The sequence below is a fragment of the Paenibacillus sp. FSL P4-0081 genome (assembly GCF_000758565.1).
Taxonomy (GTDB): domain Bacteria; phylum Bacillota; class Bacilli; order Paenibacillales; family Paenibacillaceae; genus Paenibacillus_AQ; species Paenibacillus_AQ phytohabitans.
On sequence record NZ_CP009280.1, the window covers coordinates 2,767,523 to 2,784,105 of the forward strand.

Sequence of the window (16,583 nt, forward strand, 5' to 3'; positions counted from 1 at the left end):
TGAATAAAGTTAAGCTGCCATCCGCAGCCCGGCATAGGTGCTGCTTCCATTCAGATAGGAGAAGCTTCCGCTTCCGGAATACAGGGCATGCACTGTGGTGGTGCTTACAGCAACAGTTACTTCTGCAGCAGTCTCCTGGCGGAGCAGCTCCAGCATCAACGGAATTTGACCCTGCTCATAGGCATGGGCCAGCGCCCGGAGATAAGCCCGGTAATCAGCATCCGGCGGAAGAGCGGGCCCCTCATTCTCAGCCAGTTCTTCCCGGACCCTCGATAAAGCCAGGCGTGCCCGGTGCAGAGCCGCCTTGACTGCCCCTTCGGTAGTGCTTAAGGTTCCGGCTGTCTCGGCGGCTGAATAGCCCAGAACATCACGGAGTACGAAGGCGGTCCGCTGCAAAGGGGAGAGATGCTTGATCAAGGCCTGAAAGGCCAGTTCGATTTCGGTGCGATCTCCTTGCGCAGCCGGTACAAGGGCTGAATCTGCCGGGGTTTCTGAACGTTCAAGCGCACGGATCAGGGAGCCTTTGCGCCGTGCGGCATCAATCCACGTATTCTTGGCAATCCGCAGCAGCAGGGCTTCAGGATTGGGACTCAAGGTGAACTTGCTGTATCCGAGTGCCTTGGTCCAGGTCTCCTGGGCCAGATCTTCAGCGTCGAATGGGGAACGGGTCAGCGACAGGCAATACCGGTGCAGCGCAGTCCCCAGCTCCTGCAGGCTTTGCTTATCCATATCCGCCCTGTCCGGCATACGGTGATGTTCAAGAATCGTCATCTTGGCCCTCTCCTTTGTGCTTTTTTGTTATTTTCTTGTATTCAGCTTATATAGCCATTGCTTCTATTATATAAACGAATGGCACTTTGTAAAAGATACGCTATCCTTGTATACCCGCCGAATTCCGCATGCCCGTATCTTTAAGCTTCCCTGGTCCGTCTACAGGATATATACACTAAGACAGATCAGAGGAGGCACAACCTAATGAGTATTATACCTTATGTCATTGAACAGACTTCCAGAGGCGAACGGTCCTACGATATTTATTCCCGGCTGCTGAAGGACCGGATTGTGTTCGTGGGTGCGGCAATCGATGACGGGCTGGCCAACAGCATTATTGCCCAGCTGCTGTTCCTGGCGGCGGATGAGCCGGATAAGGATATCCAGATGTTCATCAACAGTCCCGGGGGCTCGACTACCGCCGGCTTTGGTATTTATGATACGATGCAGGTAATCAAACCGCAGGTGAATACGATTTGCACCGGTTTTGCGGCTTCTTTCGCTTCGCTGCTGCTGCTGGCAGGAGCTACAGGCAAGAGATCCGCGCTGCCGAACAGCGAGATCATGATCCATCAGCCGCATGGCGGCGCACAGGGCCAGGCCAGTGATATCGCCATCAGCGCAAGACGTATTCTGCAAATCCGGCACAAGATAGTCCAGATTACGGCGGAACGTACCGGCCAGCCGGCGGAGAAGGTGGAGAAGGACATGGACCGTGATTATTTCATGTCAGCTGAGGAAGCACTGGAATACGGGATCATCGACACGATTATTACCCATCTGTAGACGAAGGAGCGGATTAAGATGTTATCAGCGTTGAAAGGGCAGGAAGTAACGATTCATTTTTTGGATGGAACCAGTGTCAGAGGAGGAGTTCTGGAGGAGCTGGATGAGAGGTTCGTGAAGTACAGCACGGAGTACCAGACCCTCTACATTCCAATCACCTCGATCCGCGCCGTAGACGTGCAGACCAAAGAACGGGAACGTCCGCGTGTCGGTTTCGGGCAGTAGACAGTACATCCTGGTAAAAGCAATCTAAACCCCCGGTTCTCCGCTTTATCAGGGAGAACCGGGGGTTTTTGGTTTGGCATAGTGGAGTTGAAGCTGATATTGCTGCTGAAGCTGATATTGGGCCTTAATATCTGCTTGAGGTTTATCCTCAGCCAGCCGCAGGGCTGCTGCGGTGTGATGGCAGGATGAGTGCAGGAATCAATGCGATCACGGCAAAGCCAATCGACCACCAGAAGGCCGCATCGTATGCCCCGGCAATGCTCTGGAGACTTGAGGCTGATTGCCCGGCCAGCTGGTGCTGGGATACAGTGGCCAGAATCGCTGCCCCGAAGGCGCCGCCGATCGTCTGGCAGATCCTCATGGAGATACTGGCATGGGGGATCTGATCCTTGCGCAGCCCAACATATGCGGATACCATTACCGGAATCAGGAGTCCGTTCAGAGCAGCCCCCCGGACTACCAGTGCGGCCGCGAGCAGGATCAGATTCGTATCCGGACCGGCGAAGGCAAAGGGAAGTGTCGCGAATATAGTGACCAGCAGGCTCAGAATGACGATGATCCGCGAACCGATGCGGTCGGACAGACTGCCGATCCAGCTTCTGGTGAGCAGCATACCTATTCCTTGGGGAATCATCATCATTCCGGTAGACAATACACTTTCACCGCGTACCTGCTGATAGTATAATGGCAGCAGGAGTAAAGCCCCGTTCATGACCATGCCGGACAGGAATACGGTGACGTTCGATGCTGAGAAAATGCGCGACTTAAACAGACGCAGATCCAGCAGCGGTTCTATGCGCGTCCGCAAAGCGTAGACAATGAACGCGGCCATGAGGACAAGGCCAATCACCAGGGGAATCACCACTTTGCTGCTGTGCAGCCCCCCATAGGTGCTGATTTGGGCGATCCCGTAGATGAGGATAGCAAAAGCAGGGGACAGCAGCAGCAGACCGGTAAGGTCAAGCGTCTGTTTGCGTGTGGACGGCTCATCCGCCGGAATGCCGCGCCAGGCCAGCAGTATTGCGATGAGGGTAATGGGAATGTTCACGTAGAAAATAAAGCGCCAGCCCAGGCTGTTGATAATGACCCCGCCCAGCACGGGACCGAGAATGGGCCCCAGCAGGGTGGGAATGCTGATGATGGACATGATCCGTCCGATGTTGCGGCCCCCGGCAGTCTGGACAAGCACGGTTTGCAGGGTCGGAATTAATATTCCTGCGCCTACGCCCTGCAGGAGGCGGAAGCCGATCAGGCTGCCGGGATTCCAGGCCAGGGAGCAGAGGACCGAACCGGCCAGGAATACGGCGAGTGAGAACATGTATACTTTTTTGCCGCCGAAACGGTTGACAGCCCAGCCGGACACCGGAATTGCCATACCCATGGTCAGGACGTAACCGGTAATGACCCACTGGATAACGGCAACGGAGCTTTGCAGGTCTGAAGTAAGTGTCCTGATGGCAACATTGATCATCGTGGAGTCGAATAACGGCGCGAGTGCACCGAAGACGAGAATGAGGGCTACTTTAAGAATGGCGGGATCAAGCTTCTCTTTCTGTGCTTTCTTGGGCTTGGTTCTTTGGTCTGACATAAAATTGCTCCTCTCAACATAATAAGGTACGGTACGTTGCGTACCTTATATGAATAAGATAGAGTAAAAGCAGCCAGAATGCAACAAGAGAATTTTCTGCCCATTTTGTCCGCCAGAGGCAAGCCGCGTCTATACTGAAATATCCCGAAAGTAGGAAATGACATGGACGATATCAAACAAGAAAATCAGCCCAAAGGCGGACGCCGCCGCGGGGAGGTTCTCGAACAAGCCATTTTGCAGGCTGCCTGGGAAGAGCTTGGCGAAGCGGGTTATGCCCGCCTGACGATGGAGGGGATTGCGGTCCGGGCGCAAACCAATAAAACCGCACTCTACCGCCGCTGGCCGAATAAAGCCAAGATTGTTGCAGCCGCGATTAAGAAGCATATGCCTAAGACTGCTCTGGCCGCTCCCGATTCAGGCGATCTGCGTACGGATATGCTGCAGCTGTTTCAGAGCTTCGCCCGGCCTTTGCAGGGCTTAGGCGCTGAGACGATCCACGGCCTGCTGGTGGATTATCACGGCGATGATCTGATTGCGCTGCTGCCGAAGATCATGCCTCCCAAAACCGGAGGCAAGCTGAACGCGATCATGGGGACAATTCTGGCTAATGCCGAGAAACGGGGTGAGGTGCGTCTGGACCGCATTCCTGAACGGGTAATTCTGCTTCCCCTCGATTTATTCCGCTACGAGCTGCTTACCACCCATGAACCTGTTTCTGATGAGACAATCACCGGTATTATTGATGATATCTTCCTGCCGCTGGTCCGGATCAGCTGATGGGTCCCCAAGAGCGCAAACAAACCGCCGTTTACCGGAATGATGTTCCGGTATGCGGCGGTTTGTTTGTGTTGAAGGCTGAAGCTGGTGAGGAAGTTCATTCACAGCGGAAGCGGAGATGGAAGCCGCTATCTCGGGGGCAGTGAGAAGGCAGGGTCCAGGCGGTGCACACCTTTGGGAGTATATCCAAGCGATGAGCTTACACCGCACAGGTCAGCCAGCAGATAGAGGATGCTCAGCCACATTTCGGTTCCCTGCAGACCCGTGTCCTGCTGCTGTGATAACTGGAAGGCGAAGCCGCGCTGTGGAACCCAGAATTTCAGCACTTCGCTGAGCATATTCTCCGCCCAGCTGCGGATCTCTCCACGGCGGTAATCGGTCTGCTTCAGGCAGAGCCAGAGCGGATGGACCACATCCAGCACGTTGCAGGCGTTAAGCACCTCTGCACGGAAGAACCGGCGGTCCCTGCTGTGGGCCAGCACGGTATCGATGCTGCGCTCCGGATACGGCAGAGGAAGGCCGAACTGCGCATAGGTCGCGCGGGTGAGCCGGTAGAAACCGTTCACCGGCTGCAGCCAACCTTCCTCTGCGGTAGGGAGGCCCCAGAGGCCGGAGTCCCGGCGGCAATGGGTCGCCAGCCAGCCGAACAGATCATCCGGCCGTTTGCGGGAGCCGAATGTCTTCAGGTTGTGGTACAGACCTGTGGCATAGCAGTCGATCCAGTCTCCGCCGCCCCAGGCGTTGTCCTCCCATGGCAGGTCATTCAGATATGGATACAACGCAGCGGTTTCCATATTCTCAGCAACGGTAACCGGATGGGGCAGGGCAGAACCGAGCACTTCCAGCGCGTACCCTACAGCGAGAAGATGATACCGGGAGAGGTGGTCGGTTAACAGCTCAGGCAGATCCTCCGGTCCGGGCGGAGACCACGGGTCGGGCAGCAATCCTGTCCCGGCATCCTGGAATCCCTGCAATACAGCGGTAAGCTCTGCCCGCGTCCAGCCGGGCGGCAGACTGCCGAACATCGCGGCAATCTCCACCGCATCGCAGTAAGCTCTAACCGTCCGCTTATATCCGGGCCGGTCGCGGAAGAAGTTCTCTTCCCCCGTTGATTCTGAGTAGTACTCCAGCAGCGGGATCAGCTGGTCTCCTGCCAGCCTGCCGAAGTCAGCCAGCTGCTGTGAGAGCAGGCTGTATGGCGGTACACTTTCAGTAACTGGTTTCGTGTTTACGGCAGTGTCCTTATCCGCTGTAACAGCTGTATCAGCCGCATTTGTACCCGTACCTCCTTTCACTGCTGTTCCTCCAGGTTGTGCATCCATTGTCATCCCTATATCCTCCTTTTGTTCAACTGCCGCGGCAATTGCTGCTGTATCCCCGGCCAGCCGGCTGCGGATGAGCCTGGCCGGATTGCCGCCCACAATACTGTAGGCCGGCACATCTCTGGTAACTACGGCACCGGCGGCGACAATGCTGTGCGAACCGATCTGCACACCGTCCAGAATAACGGCATTGGCTCCAATCCATACATCATCCCCGATGATAATCCCTTGGACAGTGCAGGGCTGGCGGAAGACCGGGATATCGGTGGAGGCGAATCCGTGATTGAACCCGTACATACTTGCATGTGAAGCAACTCTTACGCCGTTTCCCATGGTAATATCGCCTGAAAGTACACTGTAGCTGTTGAGTGAGCAGTCGCTGCCCATGACGAGCCGGGCACTGCGGACAATCGCTCCGCCGGCAATATAGCTCCGGTCGCCCATCTGAAGCTGATCCGGCAATACCACCGCCTCCGGTGAGACATAACAGGCTTCTCCGAAGGTACAGGAGTATTCAGTAGTTAGCTGCTGCTGGTATAGGATCTGCTCTTGCTGATCCTGTGCGGAGGGGCCGATCCAGGGCATGTAATCGAGCGCCTTCCGTGAGGCGGAACGTTGTTCGGACATCTCAGTCTCTCCTCTATAACATAAGTCATTATTTCCTTAAGTGTAGCAGTAGAGGAAGGGAAGGGACATGGCATAAAGAGCATGATTAGCTTGTCAAAAACGCTTCAACATCTTAAGCTGATTTCAGAGATGCTGCAGAAACGGGGGAGTCAGAGGGTGGAGAAGATTGTACAGAATCTGGCCATAGATATTCACTGGATTCACGATAAGATCACGTTCCCGCACTGGAGGGATATCCGCCAGAATATCAATGTACATAGCTTCTACTGGATTCAGGAAGGTCAGGGGATCTTCCGTACGGACCAAGACTATCCGGTATCGGCGGGAATGCTGTTCTATCTGCAGCCGGGGCTGGCTATGGACATGAGCTGCGGAAGGGAGGAGCCTCTGCGGATCACAATGATCCTGCTTTCGCTCTATACCTTGTCGCCTTCGGCGGATAATCAGGGCAGGATAGAGCCGCTGGATGTGCTGCCGCTGCAGTTCATGCTGAAGCCGGAGGGGGAACAGGGCAAACAGCTTGGTCATATGTTCCATAAAATTGCTGCGGATTGGGTCCCCGGAAGCACCGGGAGCCAGCTGATGACCCAGTCCCTGCTCTATGAGCTCATGTACGAATTGCTGCAGGTTCAGGCGAATGCCCAGCTGGGCCGGGGGCAGGGCTATGAGCTGTTTTTGCGGATCAAGGATGATATTGAACGCCGTTACAGTGAACCTTTGCTTATTCACGAGCTGGCGGTGCGTTACGGGATTTCCTCCTCGTATTTACGCAGTCTTTTTCAGCAATATCTGCACAGGAGCCCCAAAAGCTACTTAAGTGAAATCCGTTATGAGCATGCAGGGAAGCTGCTGCTGTACACCAGATTAACCTTGAAGGAGATTGCAGCGGCCTGCGGTTACAGCGACGAATTTCACTTCAGCAAAAGCTTCAAACAACAGAACGGGCAGCCGCCTTCGGCTATGCGGACTCAAGACCAAGGGAAGAGCGGATAATGCTTACCGGTAAAATAATTCCTGTGACATTGCCAATGAGAATGATTATCAATATACTAAGGGTAGTTTTCATAACATTCGTTCAGATTTGGTGGTGTGCACTGTAATGGAACTTATCCAACAGAGAACTTCTATAGATAACCAAGATGATCCGGTCGATTGGGACCGGTTGTCTTTCCGGCTTCTGTCTTTACAGGCGCTGAAGGGAACGGGGGAGGTCCATCTCGCTCAGCAGCTGCTTTTCTCTTATGCCCTTGCAGTCGTGACCAGAGGTTCCGTCCAGTTCATTAGTGATCACAACCAGTATGAGCTGGCGGCAGGTTCAGCGGTGCTCTGCCTGCCGGATCAGACCTGCGGAACGGTGCAGCCGGCCGGGGGGCTGGAGATGTATATTTTCTATTTCGATGTGTACTGTTATGGCAAATCAGGCGATAGCGGAAGTTGTCTGCCGGTTAAGGATACCCGGTTATTCCAGGGGGACGGCAGGCTGCCGTTTCATCCGTCGAAAGAGATGTCGGCCAAATGCAGCAGGCTGTTTCTGCTCTCTGAACAGGGTGAACAGAGCATCGGCTTCCGGGCACAGCTTGATTTTCAGGAGCTGCTGTATGATCTCCGCGCGCGCAGCCTGCACCGGCCCAGAGATACGAATTCGGCGCTGGAGCAGGCGAAGCAGTACATAGAGGCCCATTATACAGAGGCGTTAACCGTAGAGCAGGTGGCTCAGTCCGCCGATTTCAGCGCCAAATATTTCGTTGACCTGTATAAGAAGAAATATGGCAAAAGCGCGCTGGAATACGCAGCCGAGCTGCGCATCGGGCAGGCCAAGCGCCTGATGGCAGAGAGCGGCGTTAAGCTGCGGGACATCGCCCACAGGGTCGGTTATGCCGATGAATTCTATTTCAGCCGCAAATTCAAGAAGATGATCGGCATGCCGCCCGCAGTCTATATGAAAAGCCGGCGGCGCAAGCTGGCCGCCTACACGCCCGGACTGCTTGGACAGCTGCTGCCGCTGAATATCACTCCATATGCGGCGGCACTGCATCCGAAATGGACCGAATATTACTACCGGAACTACCGCGCCGATATTCCTGTCCATATCAGCGCCTACCGCAACAATCAGGATTGGCAGGCCAATATTGAAGTGCTTAAGCAGTCTAACGCAGAACTTATCCTGGCCCCGGCAGGTCTGGCAGATGATGAACGGACAGCGCTGGAGCAGGTTGCTCCTGTGAATTATCTGACCAGCGACAGCGCAGATTGGCGCGGGCAATTTCACGAATTATCACGGCTGCTGGGTGAAGAGTGGCAGCGCGAGCAATGGCTTGCTGCCTTCGACTGGGAGGTGAACGCCGCTAAAGACCGCTTGCACGAAGGGCTGGGCCAGCAGACGGTTACAGTTATCCGTATGCTGGGCAGCCAGCTGTTCCTGCACTGCAACGAGGGAATGGCGAGCATATTGTACCGTGAGCTGGAACTGCACCCGGCTTATGAGTGTGAGGCAGAGGTATATAATGTTCCGGTCACTCCGGCGATGCTCGCGGAGCTGCCAGCGGACCATTTACTGATGCTGATCCGTCAGGAATATGACACGCTTGGGGAGTGGAGGAAGCTGCAGAACGACCCCCAGTGGATGAAGATTCCTGCAGTTCAGCGGCATCACGTACATGTCCTGAGCTCTGATCCCTGGCGTGAGGATTCCGCATATGCGCAGCTGCGGATGCTGCGGCAGATCCTTCAGCTGCTTCCGGCCAATCGTCCATAGTTGTTCCGCATTTTGTCCATGGTGCAGGGGACCCCGCTTCGTTATACTCGTAATTGATAATCATTATCAATACAAATGTACATAAAGAGTGGGATGACATGAAATGGACAGGCGGAATTAAGACGGCCTCCCTGCTGGTGCTGGGGGTTGTCCTTATCATTATTATTAGCGTGTTATCTGTAGCTTACGGAACGAAGCCAATGAGCTTCGGTACGGTGCTGAATGCCATTTTCCACGCCGATCCTGAGAATATTGACCATGTGATTGTGCGGACATCGCGTATCCCGCGCACAGCAGGAGCGCTGCTGATCGGGGCATTCCTGGCGGTGTCGGGAGCCCTGATGCAGGGGATGACGCGGAATTATCTCGCTTCTCCGTCCATTATGGGGATCAGCGACGGCTCAGTGTTTGCCGTTACGCTGTGCATGGTACTCCTGCCGGGCGCTTCCTCCATGACCATGATTGTGTATTCGCTGGCCGGCTCTGCGCTGGGGGCATTGCTCGTCTTTGGTACGGCCAAGCTGCTGCCCGGCGGCGTATCGCCGCTGACACTGGCAGTGCTCGGCACGATCATCGGCACCTTCCTCGGCGGAGTCTCGCAGGCGCTGGCTGTTTATTTTCAGGTGTCGCAGAATATCAGCTTCTGGTACAATGCCCGGCTGCATATGATGGACCCGGCTGTGATCAGACTGGCGCTCCCGTTTGCCGCCGCCGGTCTGGTGCTTGCACTGCTGATGGCAAAACCGGTGACGATGCTCTCGCTCGGAGACGAAACGGCCGCAGGCCTTGGACTTCGGGTGGGAACCATCAAGATGCTGACGATGCTGAGTGTGGTGCTGCTGACCGGGATTTCCGTAGCGATAGCCGGCAAAATCGCTTTTATCGGCCTCATTATTCCGCATATTGTACGCTTTCTGGTCGGGCAGGATTACCGCAAGATCATTCCGTTCACTGCGTTTGCCGGAGCCCTCTTCCTGGCCTTGTGCGATCTGATCAGCAGGTATATTAACTTTCCGTTTGAGACACCGGTCGGTGTAGTTACCGCATTGTTCGGCGTCCCCTTCTTCCTCTATCTGATCAAAACGAGAGGGGGAGGCCATCATTCGTAAACATTCCAAGGATTCGAACAATTCTAAGGACGCGAAGAACTCGCTGTTAATGAAGCCCAAATCGAAGGCACTGGCCTTCTGGGGGCTGTTCCTGCTGCTCTCTGTTCTGATTGTCTGCGGGATGTATGTCAGTCTGACCAATGGCACCTTTGATATATCGGCGAAGGATGTCGTGCGCACCCTGCTGCGGATTCATCCTGTGGCGGATCATGATCTCGTCATCTTCGAATTCCGGCTTCCGCGCATTCTGCTCGGGGCACTGGTCGGCTTCGGGTTGGGAATCGCCGGGGCTGTACTGCAGGGCATTACCCGCAACTCCCTGGCAGACCCGGGAATTCTGGGCATTCATGCCGCTGCCGGGGCTTTTGTCGTCATGTTCATGTTCTTTGTTGGCGGCACCATGAAAGCGCCCGGCTGGATTTCGGTCATGAGTATGCCGATGTTCGGATTCATAGGGGGCCTGTGCTCCATCGTTCTTCTCTACCTGTTCGCAAGAAATCAGGGGGAGTTCCACCCGCAGCAATTAATTCTTGTCGGGATCGCTTTGGCCTCCGGTTTCGGTGCGGTAACGCTATATGTTTCCCTGCGAATGGACCCGGAGAATTTCGAGATGGCTACCGTCTGGCTGGCCGGGAGCGTGTATAATGCGAACTGGAGACAGGTGCTCTCCACACTTCCATGGCTGCTCATTCTGACTCCGGTAATCTGGCGCCGCGCGGCGGTGCTCGATCTGCTGCAGCTGCATGAGGTCAGTGTCAAAGGCGTGGGCGTGGCGGTGGGCAGGGAACGGCAGATTCTGCTGCTGTGCTGTGTCGGACTGGTCAGCGCCTGTGTGTCCGTGTCGGGCAGCATCGGCTTCGTCGGACTGATTGCTCCGCATATTGCACGGCGGCTGATCGGTAATACCTACAGGTACATCGTGCCGTTGTGCGGCCTGATCGGAATGCTGATGGTGATTATTGGTGATTTTATCGGCAAAACCGTATTCGCTCCCTTTCAGCTGCCGGTAGGCATTGTAATCTCCATCATCGGTGTGCCATATTTCATATTCCTGCTGTTCAGAAACCGTGCCAGATAAACGCACCGCTTGCTGACGGAGGCCTAAAGGGGAAGTCACAGGATGGGAATAAAGTATATTCACATAGAGGTTCACGGCTGGAAATTGACTATACGTTTGCCATTCAGCTACGGTACAGAGCACAGGCGGTTTCCGGTAGCGTACCTGCAGGACGAAGGCAGTGTAATGAAGCATACGGCGAATTACCTGGACCATTTGTTCAGATCGCAGCAGCTGAATGAGCTGATCCTTGTCGGCGTTGCATCCAAGGACCGGAATCATGATTATACCCCGTGGCCGCTGCCGGAAGTGACTCCTGGAGCACCTTCGTTCGGCGGCGGTGGAGACGATTATCTGCGGGCACTGGCCGAGGAGATCAAACCTTATATCGACAGCCATTATCTAACGTTGCAAGAAGCCAGGCATACGGGGATTATCGGATACTCTCTCGGCGGACTGATCTCGCTGTATGCCTCTTACCGCTATCCTGAAGTGTTCGGGCGGATAGGCCTGTTATCGGCATCCTTCTGGTATGAAGGTATCCTGGACTACATGCGCGATCATCCCGTAGACAGAGCAGGGCAGCGGATATATATGTACTACGGAGAGCTGGAAGGCTGCTATAAGACCAACGCGCAGAAGGAAATGGCCGGACGCTCCAGGGCGGCGCATCAGCTGCTGCTGGAACAAGGCTTCGGCGGCGGTGATTTACTGCTGGAGTGTGATCCGCAGGGAACCCATGACCTGATGTTCTTCAGCCGGCAGTTCCCGCCGGCGCTGAAGTGGCTGTTTGGCAGAGGGGAAGCCGGTCCGGTTCGGGGGAACGCTGGGTGAAGCGGCAGACGGACCTGCTTGTTTATAATAACTGTGATGAATGGGACGGCAGAGATGCCGTTCCTTATTTTTTTTTATTCCTGTACTTATTTGCTTGGAGCGGATAATTGTATTTCGTACACTTAAAAGACGGATAAAAACCGGATTTGGGCGGTTAACTGTATTCTGTACAACTAAAAACAGCGAAAGATGATTTTTTGAGACAGGTCAGCTAATATAACTGTATAGAGTGCAATTAAACTTGATATCTTACAGCGGATGGTGAATTTAGTTGCAGTAAATGCAGTTATAGTCTGGCGCGTTAGCTTCAAAAGATCACCAAGCTCCAGTCCTGCACTCTCTTATCTGCTATTGGCATCAGCCTTGCGGTGCTCTGGCTTTTGCAGTTGTACTTTTTCTTATGGCGATAAATGTGTTGGGCGAAATTACGCATGCACGGCAAATTTATATGAAGGCATAATGCCCCTCGGACTCCTGGTCTGCGGGGTTTATTTCTGCGTTCAGAGTATTGGATTACCGGCGTTACACATAATAACCCTATGGAGCTGCTGCCGGCACTTCCTGACGCAGCTGTGCCGGTCAAGCAGTTAGTGCGGCGCGAAAAAGGGGTAAGTTACTATAATGTGCGGTATTTGCAGTTTTACACAACCACTTGGAGGTGAGCGGATTTCATCGGAATAGAGAGGGCAGACCAACCGTTTCCACTTAATTTTAAAATAAATCGTATGAAGATTTCTTCTGCTGTGATACAATTATCCGGTTGGCCTTGTACATGGTTAATCGTCCGGTGCTCCTGATGAGCCCGTGATTGAATGAAGCTAATAAGCGCAGGAAAACGAAGCATTCCAGTGTATTGCTGTGAATTACAGAGTATTAATGGAGAAACCAACAGATTTTACACGGAACATATCAATTTTTGTCGTTTTTTATTGATTTATTGAAAAGGTTTCTGTATAATCAGCCTTGTTGATTTTTCATAGGATGTAGCCTGTTCAGCTTGATGAAACGAAACGACTGACAACGAAACGGATCCAGAGCAGCAAGGCTAATAACTAATAACTTAAGCAAAATTAGGGGGTTATTAATTTGGGAAAAGCGTTAATTATTGGCGCTGGCGGTGTAGCGAGCGTTGTTGTTCATAAATGCTGCCAGAACCCGGATGTATTCGAAGAGATCTGCATTGCCAGCCGTACGGTGTCAAAATGCGATGCTCTGAAGGAGAAACTGGACGGGGGCCTGACGAAGATTTCTACGGCCAAGCTTGATGCTGACAACACGGAAGAAGTCATTGAACTGATCAAGAGCTTCCAGCCGGATGTCGTGATTAATGTCGCTCTCCCATACCAGGATCTGACGATCATGGATGCCTGCCTGGCTACCGGAGTGCATTATGTAGATACAGCTAACTATGAACCGCAGGATACCGCGAAATTCGAATATTCCTGGCAGTGGGCGTACAAGGAAAGATTCGAGAAGGCCGGAATTACGGCGCTGCTCGGCAGCGGTTTTGACCCAGGCGTAACCGGTGTATTTACGGCGTATGCGCAGAAGCATTATTTTGACGAAATTCATACGATTGATATTGTGGATGCAAATGCCGGTGACCATGGTTATCCGTTTGCGACCAACTTCAATCCTGAAATCAATATCCGCGAAATTACAGCGAACGGACGCTACTTCGAGAATGGCGAGTGGATTGAAACTGCACCGCTGTCCGAGAAAAAAGTCTACGATCTCCCGGAGATTGGTCCGAAGGATATCTATCTTTTGTACCATGAAGAGCTGGAATCCCTGGCTGTTAATATCCCTGGCGTGAAAAAAATCCGCTTCTGGATGACCTTCTCGCAGAACTACCTGACTCACCTGAAGGTGCTTGAGAATGTTGGCATGACCTCGATCGAGCCGATTAATTATGAAGGTAAAGAGATCATTCCTTTGCAGTTCCTGAAGGCCATTCTGCCTGACCCGGCTTCCCTGGGACCAAGAACCAAAGGTAAAACGAACATCGGCTGTATCATTCAAGGTACCAAAGACGGCCAGCCAAAAACTTATTATGTCTACAATGTCTGCGATCACGAAGAGTGCTACAGAGAGGTTGGCTCCCAGGCCATTTCCTACACTACCGGCGTTCCTGCAATGATCGGGGCTATGATGATTATCAAAGGCATCTGGAACAAACCGGGCGTACACAACATCGAAGAATTCGATCCGGATCCGTTCATGGATGCACTCAACAAACACGGGCTGCCTTGGCAAGAAGATTTCTCGCCGACGCTGCTGGATTAGGGCTTAAGTCATGAAGGATAAAGATATAGATATTGATATCAGCGCGCTGCCGTCCCCTGCCTATCTCGTGGACGAGCGTCTGCTGACGAAGAACCTGGAAACTCTGAACTATGTGCAGGAGCAGAGCGGAGCGAAGATTCTTCTCGCGCAAAAAGGCTTCTCCATGCATTCCATGTACCCGCTGGTGGGTAAATACCTGCATGGCGTAACCTCCAGCTCCCTGTTCGAAGCCCGCCTGGGCTTCGAGGAGATGGGCAAAGAGGTCCATGTGTATGCGCCGGCTTATGTAGACCGCGAGTTCGATGAGCTGCTCGGTTACACCGACCACATTGTGTTCAACTCGTTTGACCAATGGAGCCGGTTCAAGGAACGGGTCCAGAACGCACCGAAGAAGATCAGCTGCGGCATCCGCGTCAATCCGGAGTACTCCGAGATTGAAGTTCCGCTGTATGATCCTTGCTACAATTACTCCCGTATGGGCGTAACCCTGCCGAACTTCCGGCCGGAGGAGCTGGACGGCATCGACGGGCTGCATTTCCATACGATGTGCGAACAGAATTCAGACACGCTGGAGCGTACGCTTAAGGTTGTGGAAGAGAAGTTCGGCCAGTATCTGCACGGCATGAAATGGCTGAACTTCGGCGGCGGGCATCATATTACCCGTCCCGACTATGACCTGGAGACGCTGATCAAGTGCATTCGGCATATGAAGGAAACTTATGGCGTGGAGATTTACCTGGAGCCGGGCGAAGCAATTGCCCTTAACACCGGTTACCTGGTGGCGACAGTACTCGACACGATGCATAACGGTATGGATATCGCGATTCTCGATACCTCGGCCGAATGCCATATGCCGGATGTGCTGGCGATGCCTTACCGTCCAGGCATCATCGGTGCCGGAATGCCGGGCGAATTCGCCCACACCTACAGACTCGGTGGCATGACCTGCCTGGCAGGGGATGTAATCGGGGATTATTCCTTCCCGGAGCCGCTGAAATACGGTGACAAGCTTATCTTCCTTGACATGGCGCATTATTCCATGGTGAAGAACCATATGTTCAACGGCGTGAACCTGCCGGCCATTGCTTCCTACAATGAGGAAGAAGGCATCAAGGTCATCCGCGAGTTCGAGTATAGCGATTTCAGCGGACGATTGTCTTAAGTTAGTATAGAAGCGTTCCATCAGCTGCGGCTGATGGGGCGCTTTTTTGCGGTTTGAGGGGGGAGAGGCTCAGGTGCCAGCTGTGGTAGCCTGCTATCTGCTGGTTGCTGTTTACTGTTTGCACACTGCGTATTGCCCATCAAATGCTCACTATACTACTTACAGCCAACATACAGCCCACGATACAACCTATGATAAAGGTCAGCGTACAACACGCCATACTGCTTACCATACAACACATCATATTACTCAACATACAACCACCATACGACCCACGATAAAGCTCAACGTACAACACGCCATACTGTTCACCATACAACCCACGATACTACTCAACATAGAACCACCATACGACCCACATAAAGGTCAGCATACAGCCCACCATACAACACACTATACGACCCACGATAAAGCTCAGCGTACAACACGCGATACTGCTCACCATACAACACACTATACTACTCAACATACAACCACCATACAACCCACATAAAGGTCAGCATACAGCCCACCATACAACACACCATACGACCCACGATAAAGCTCAGCGTACAACACGCGATACTGCTCACCATACAACACACTATACTACTCAACATACAACCTACGTTAAACCTCAGCGTCAACACGCCATATTGTTCACCGTACAATACATCAATACAACCCAGCGTACTATCCGCTACTTACAGCCCACCACTACCTGCTGCCCCCTAATCCGCCGACCTACCGGAAATGTTGCATAAAATACAACAATTCGCGGCGCGAATCGGCTAAATAAGGGGAATCTTGCACAAAATACAACATTTTGAAGCTCAGATCGGCTGATCAGCTTAAAATCTTGTAAAAAGTACAACAATTCGTGAATGCGACAGCCAAATGGAGGCAAATCTTGTAAAAAGTACAACAATTTCTGTATGCAGCCGCCAAATGGGCGAAAATCTTGCGAAAAGTACAACAATTTAGCTCCGTTGAGCTCCAAAAGGAAGCGAAGGAAGCGAAGAAAGTGAAAGAATCAAAAGAATCAAAACAGTCAAAGGAAACAAAAAACCTAAAAACTCCCTAAAGTGAGTTTTTGCTGCGGGAGAAGGGACACTGCTGATGTGAAGTGTTCTGGCTTCTTTTCGGCGAGATTTACTTGTAAAACATACTTAAAAAAGTTTGTTACATTGCCCTTAATCTGCATCTGGCGTAGCATTGAACAGAGAATGATTTGAACGTGAAGGGAGTGAGCGGCATGATTAAGATCAGCCGGGTTATACGAACGGGCAGCTGCTGCAGATGCGG

At 52.9% G+C, this 16,583-nt stretch carries 13 protein-coding genes; 10 read left to right on the forward strand and 3 right to left on the reverse strand.

What is annotated here, in order from left to right:
* Positions 1-9: 9 nt before the first annotated feature.
* Complete coding sequence (locus P40081_RS11620) at positions 10-771, reverse strand: RNA polymerase sigma factor (RefSeq protein ID WP_052421782.1); 762 nt, start codon at positions 769-771, stop codon at positions 10-12.
* 168 nt (positions 772-939) lie between these two features.
* Here P40081_RS11620 and clpP point away from each other — a divergent pair, with 168 nt between their 5' ends.
* Positions 940-1,557 (forward strand): ATP-dependent Clp endopeptidase proteolytic subunit ClpP, encoded by a 618-nt coding sequence (clpP, locus tag P40081_RS11625; RefSeq protein WP_256704061.1) that lies wholly within the window; start codon positions 940-942, stop codon positions 1,555-1,557.
* 18 nt (positions 1,558-1,575) lie between these two features.
* Positions 1,576-1,782, forward strand: a complete 207-nt coding sequence (locus tag P40081_RS11630; RefSeq protein WP_042135564.1) for a hypothetical protein — start codon at positions 1,576-1,578, stop codon at positions 1,780-1,782.
* A gap of 148 nt (positions 1,783-1,930) precedes the next feature.
* Here the strand turns inward: P40081_RS11630 and P40081_RS11635 are convergent, their stop codons facing one another.
* Positions 1,931-3,370: an MDR family MFS transporter gene (locus P40081_RS11635; RefSeq protein WP_042135565.1), complete on the reverse strand. Its 1,440-nt coding sequence runs from the start codon at positions 3,368-3,370 to the stop codon at positions 1,931-1,933.
* A gap of 162 nt (positions 3,371-3,532) precedes the next feature.
* Between P40081_RS11635 and P40081_RS11640 the strand changes: the two genes are divergently transcribed.
* Positions 3,533-4,147, forward strand: a complete 615-nt coding sequence (locus P40081_RS11640; RefSeq protein ID WP_042135566.1) for a TetR/AcrR family transcriptional regulator — start codon at positions 3,533-3,535, stop codon at positions 4,145-4,147.
* Between the two features lie 128 nt (positions 4,148-4,275).
* Here P40081_RS11640 and P40081_RS11645 read toward each other — a convergent pair whose 3' ends face one another.
* Positions 4,276-6,096, reverse strand: a complete 1,821-nt coding sequence (locus tag P40081_RS11645; RefSeq protein WP_042135567.1) for an acyltransferase — start codon at positions 6,094-6,096, stop codon at positions 4,276-4,278.
* A 156-nt stretch (positions 6,097-6,252) separates the two neighbouring features.
* On the opposite strand from P40081_RS11645, the gene P40081_RS11650 reads away from it, so the two are divergent.
* The 7 genes from P40081_RS11650 (at position 6,253) to nspC (ending at position 15,299) form a co-directional block, all read left to right on the forward strand.
* Positions 6,253-7,089: an AraC family transcriptional regulator gene (locus P40081_RS11650; protein WP_179093655.1), complete on the forward strand. Its 837-nt coding sequence runs from the start codon at positions 6,253-6,255 to the stop codon at positions 7,087-7,089.
* Between the two features lie 106 nt (positions 7,090-7,195).
* A complete protein-coding gene (locus P40081_RS11655) occupies positions 7,196-8,851 on the forward strand; it encodes an AraC family transcriptional regulator (protein ID WP_063779791.1) in 1,656 nt (551 codons plus the stop codon).
* A gap of 98 nt (positions 8,852-8,949) precedes the next feature.
* Positions 8,950-9,960, forward strand: a complete 1,011-nt coding sequence (locus tag P40081_RS11660) for a FecCD family ABC transporter permease (RefSeq protein WP_042135570.1) — start codon at positions 8,950-8,952, stop codon at positions 9,958-9,960.
* A 49-nt stretch (positions 9,961-10,009) separates the two neighbouring features.
* Complete coding sequence (locus P40081_RS11665; protein WP_042135572.1) at positions 10,010-11,038, forward strand: FecCD family ABC transporter permease; 1,029 nt, start codon at positions 10,010-10,012, stop codon at positions 11,036-11,038.
* Between the two features lie 42 nt (positions 11,039-11,080).
* Positions 11,081-11,851 carry an alpha/beta hydrolase gene (locus P40081_RS11670; protein ID WP_042135575.1) on the forward strand — a complete coding sequence of 257 codons (771 nt, stop codon included), beginning with the start codon at positions 11,081-11,083 and terminating at the stop codon, positions 11,849-11,851.
* A gap of 1,086 nt (positions 11,852-12,937) precedes the next feature.
* Positions 12,938-14,137, forward strand: coding sequence for a saccharopine dehydrogenase family protein (locus P40081_RS11675; protein WP_036702452.1), 1,200 nt, complete (start codon positions 12,938-12,940; stop codon positions 14,135-14,137).
* A gap of 25 nt (positions 14,138-14,162) precedes the next feature.
* Complete coding sequence (gene nspC, locus P40081_RS11680) at positions 14,163-15,299, forward strand: carboxynorspermidine decarboxylase (RefSeq protein ID WP_042140990.1); 1,137 nt, start codon at positions 14,163-14,165, stop codon at positions 15,297-15,299.
* Positions 15,300-16,583: the final 1,284 nt, after the last annotated feature.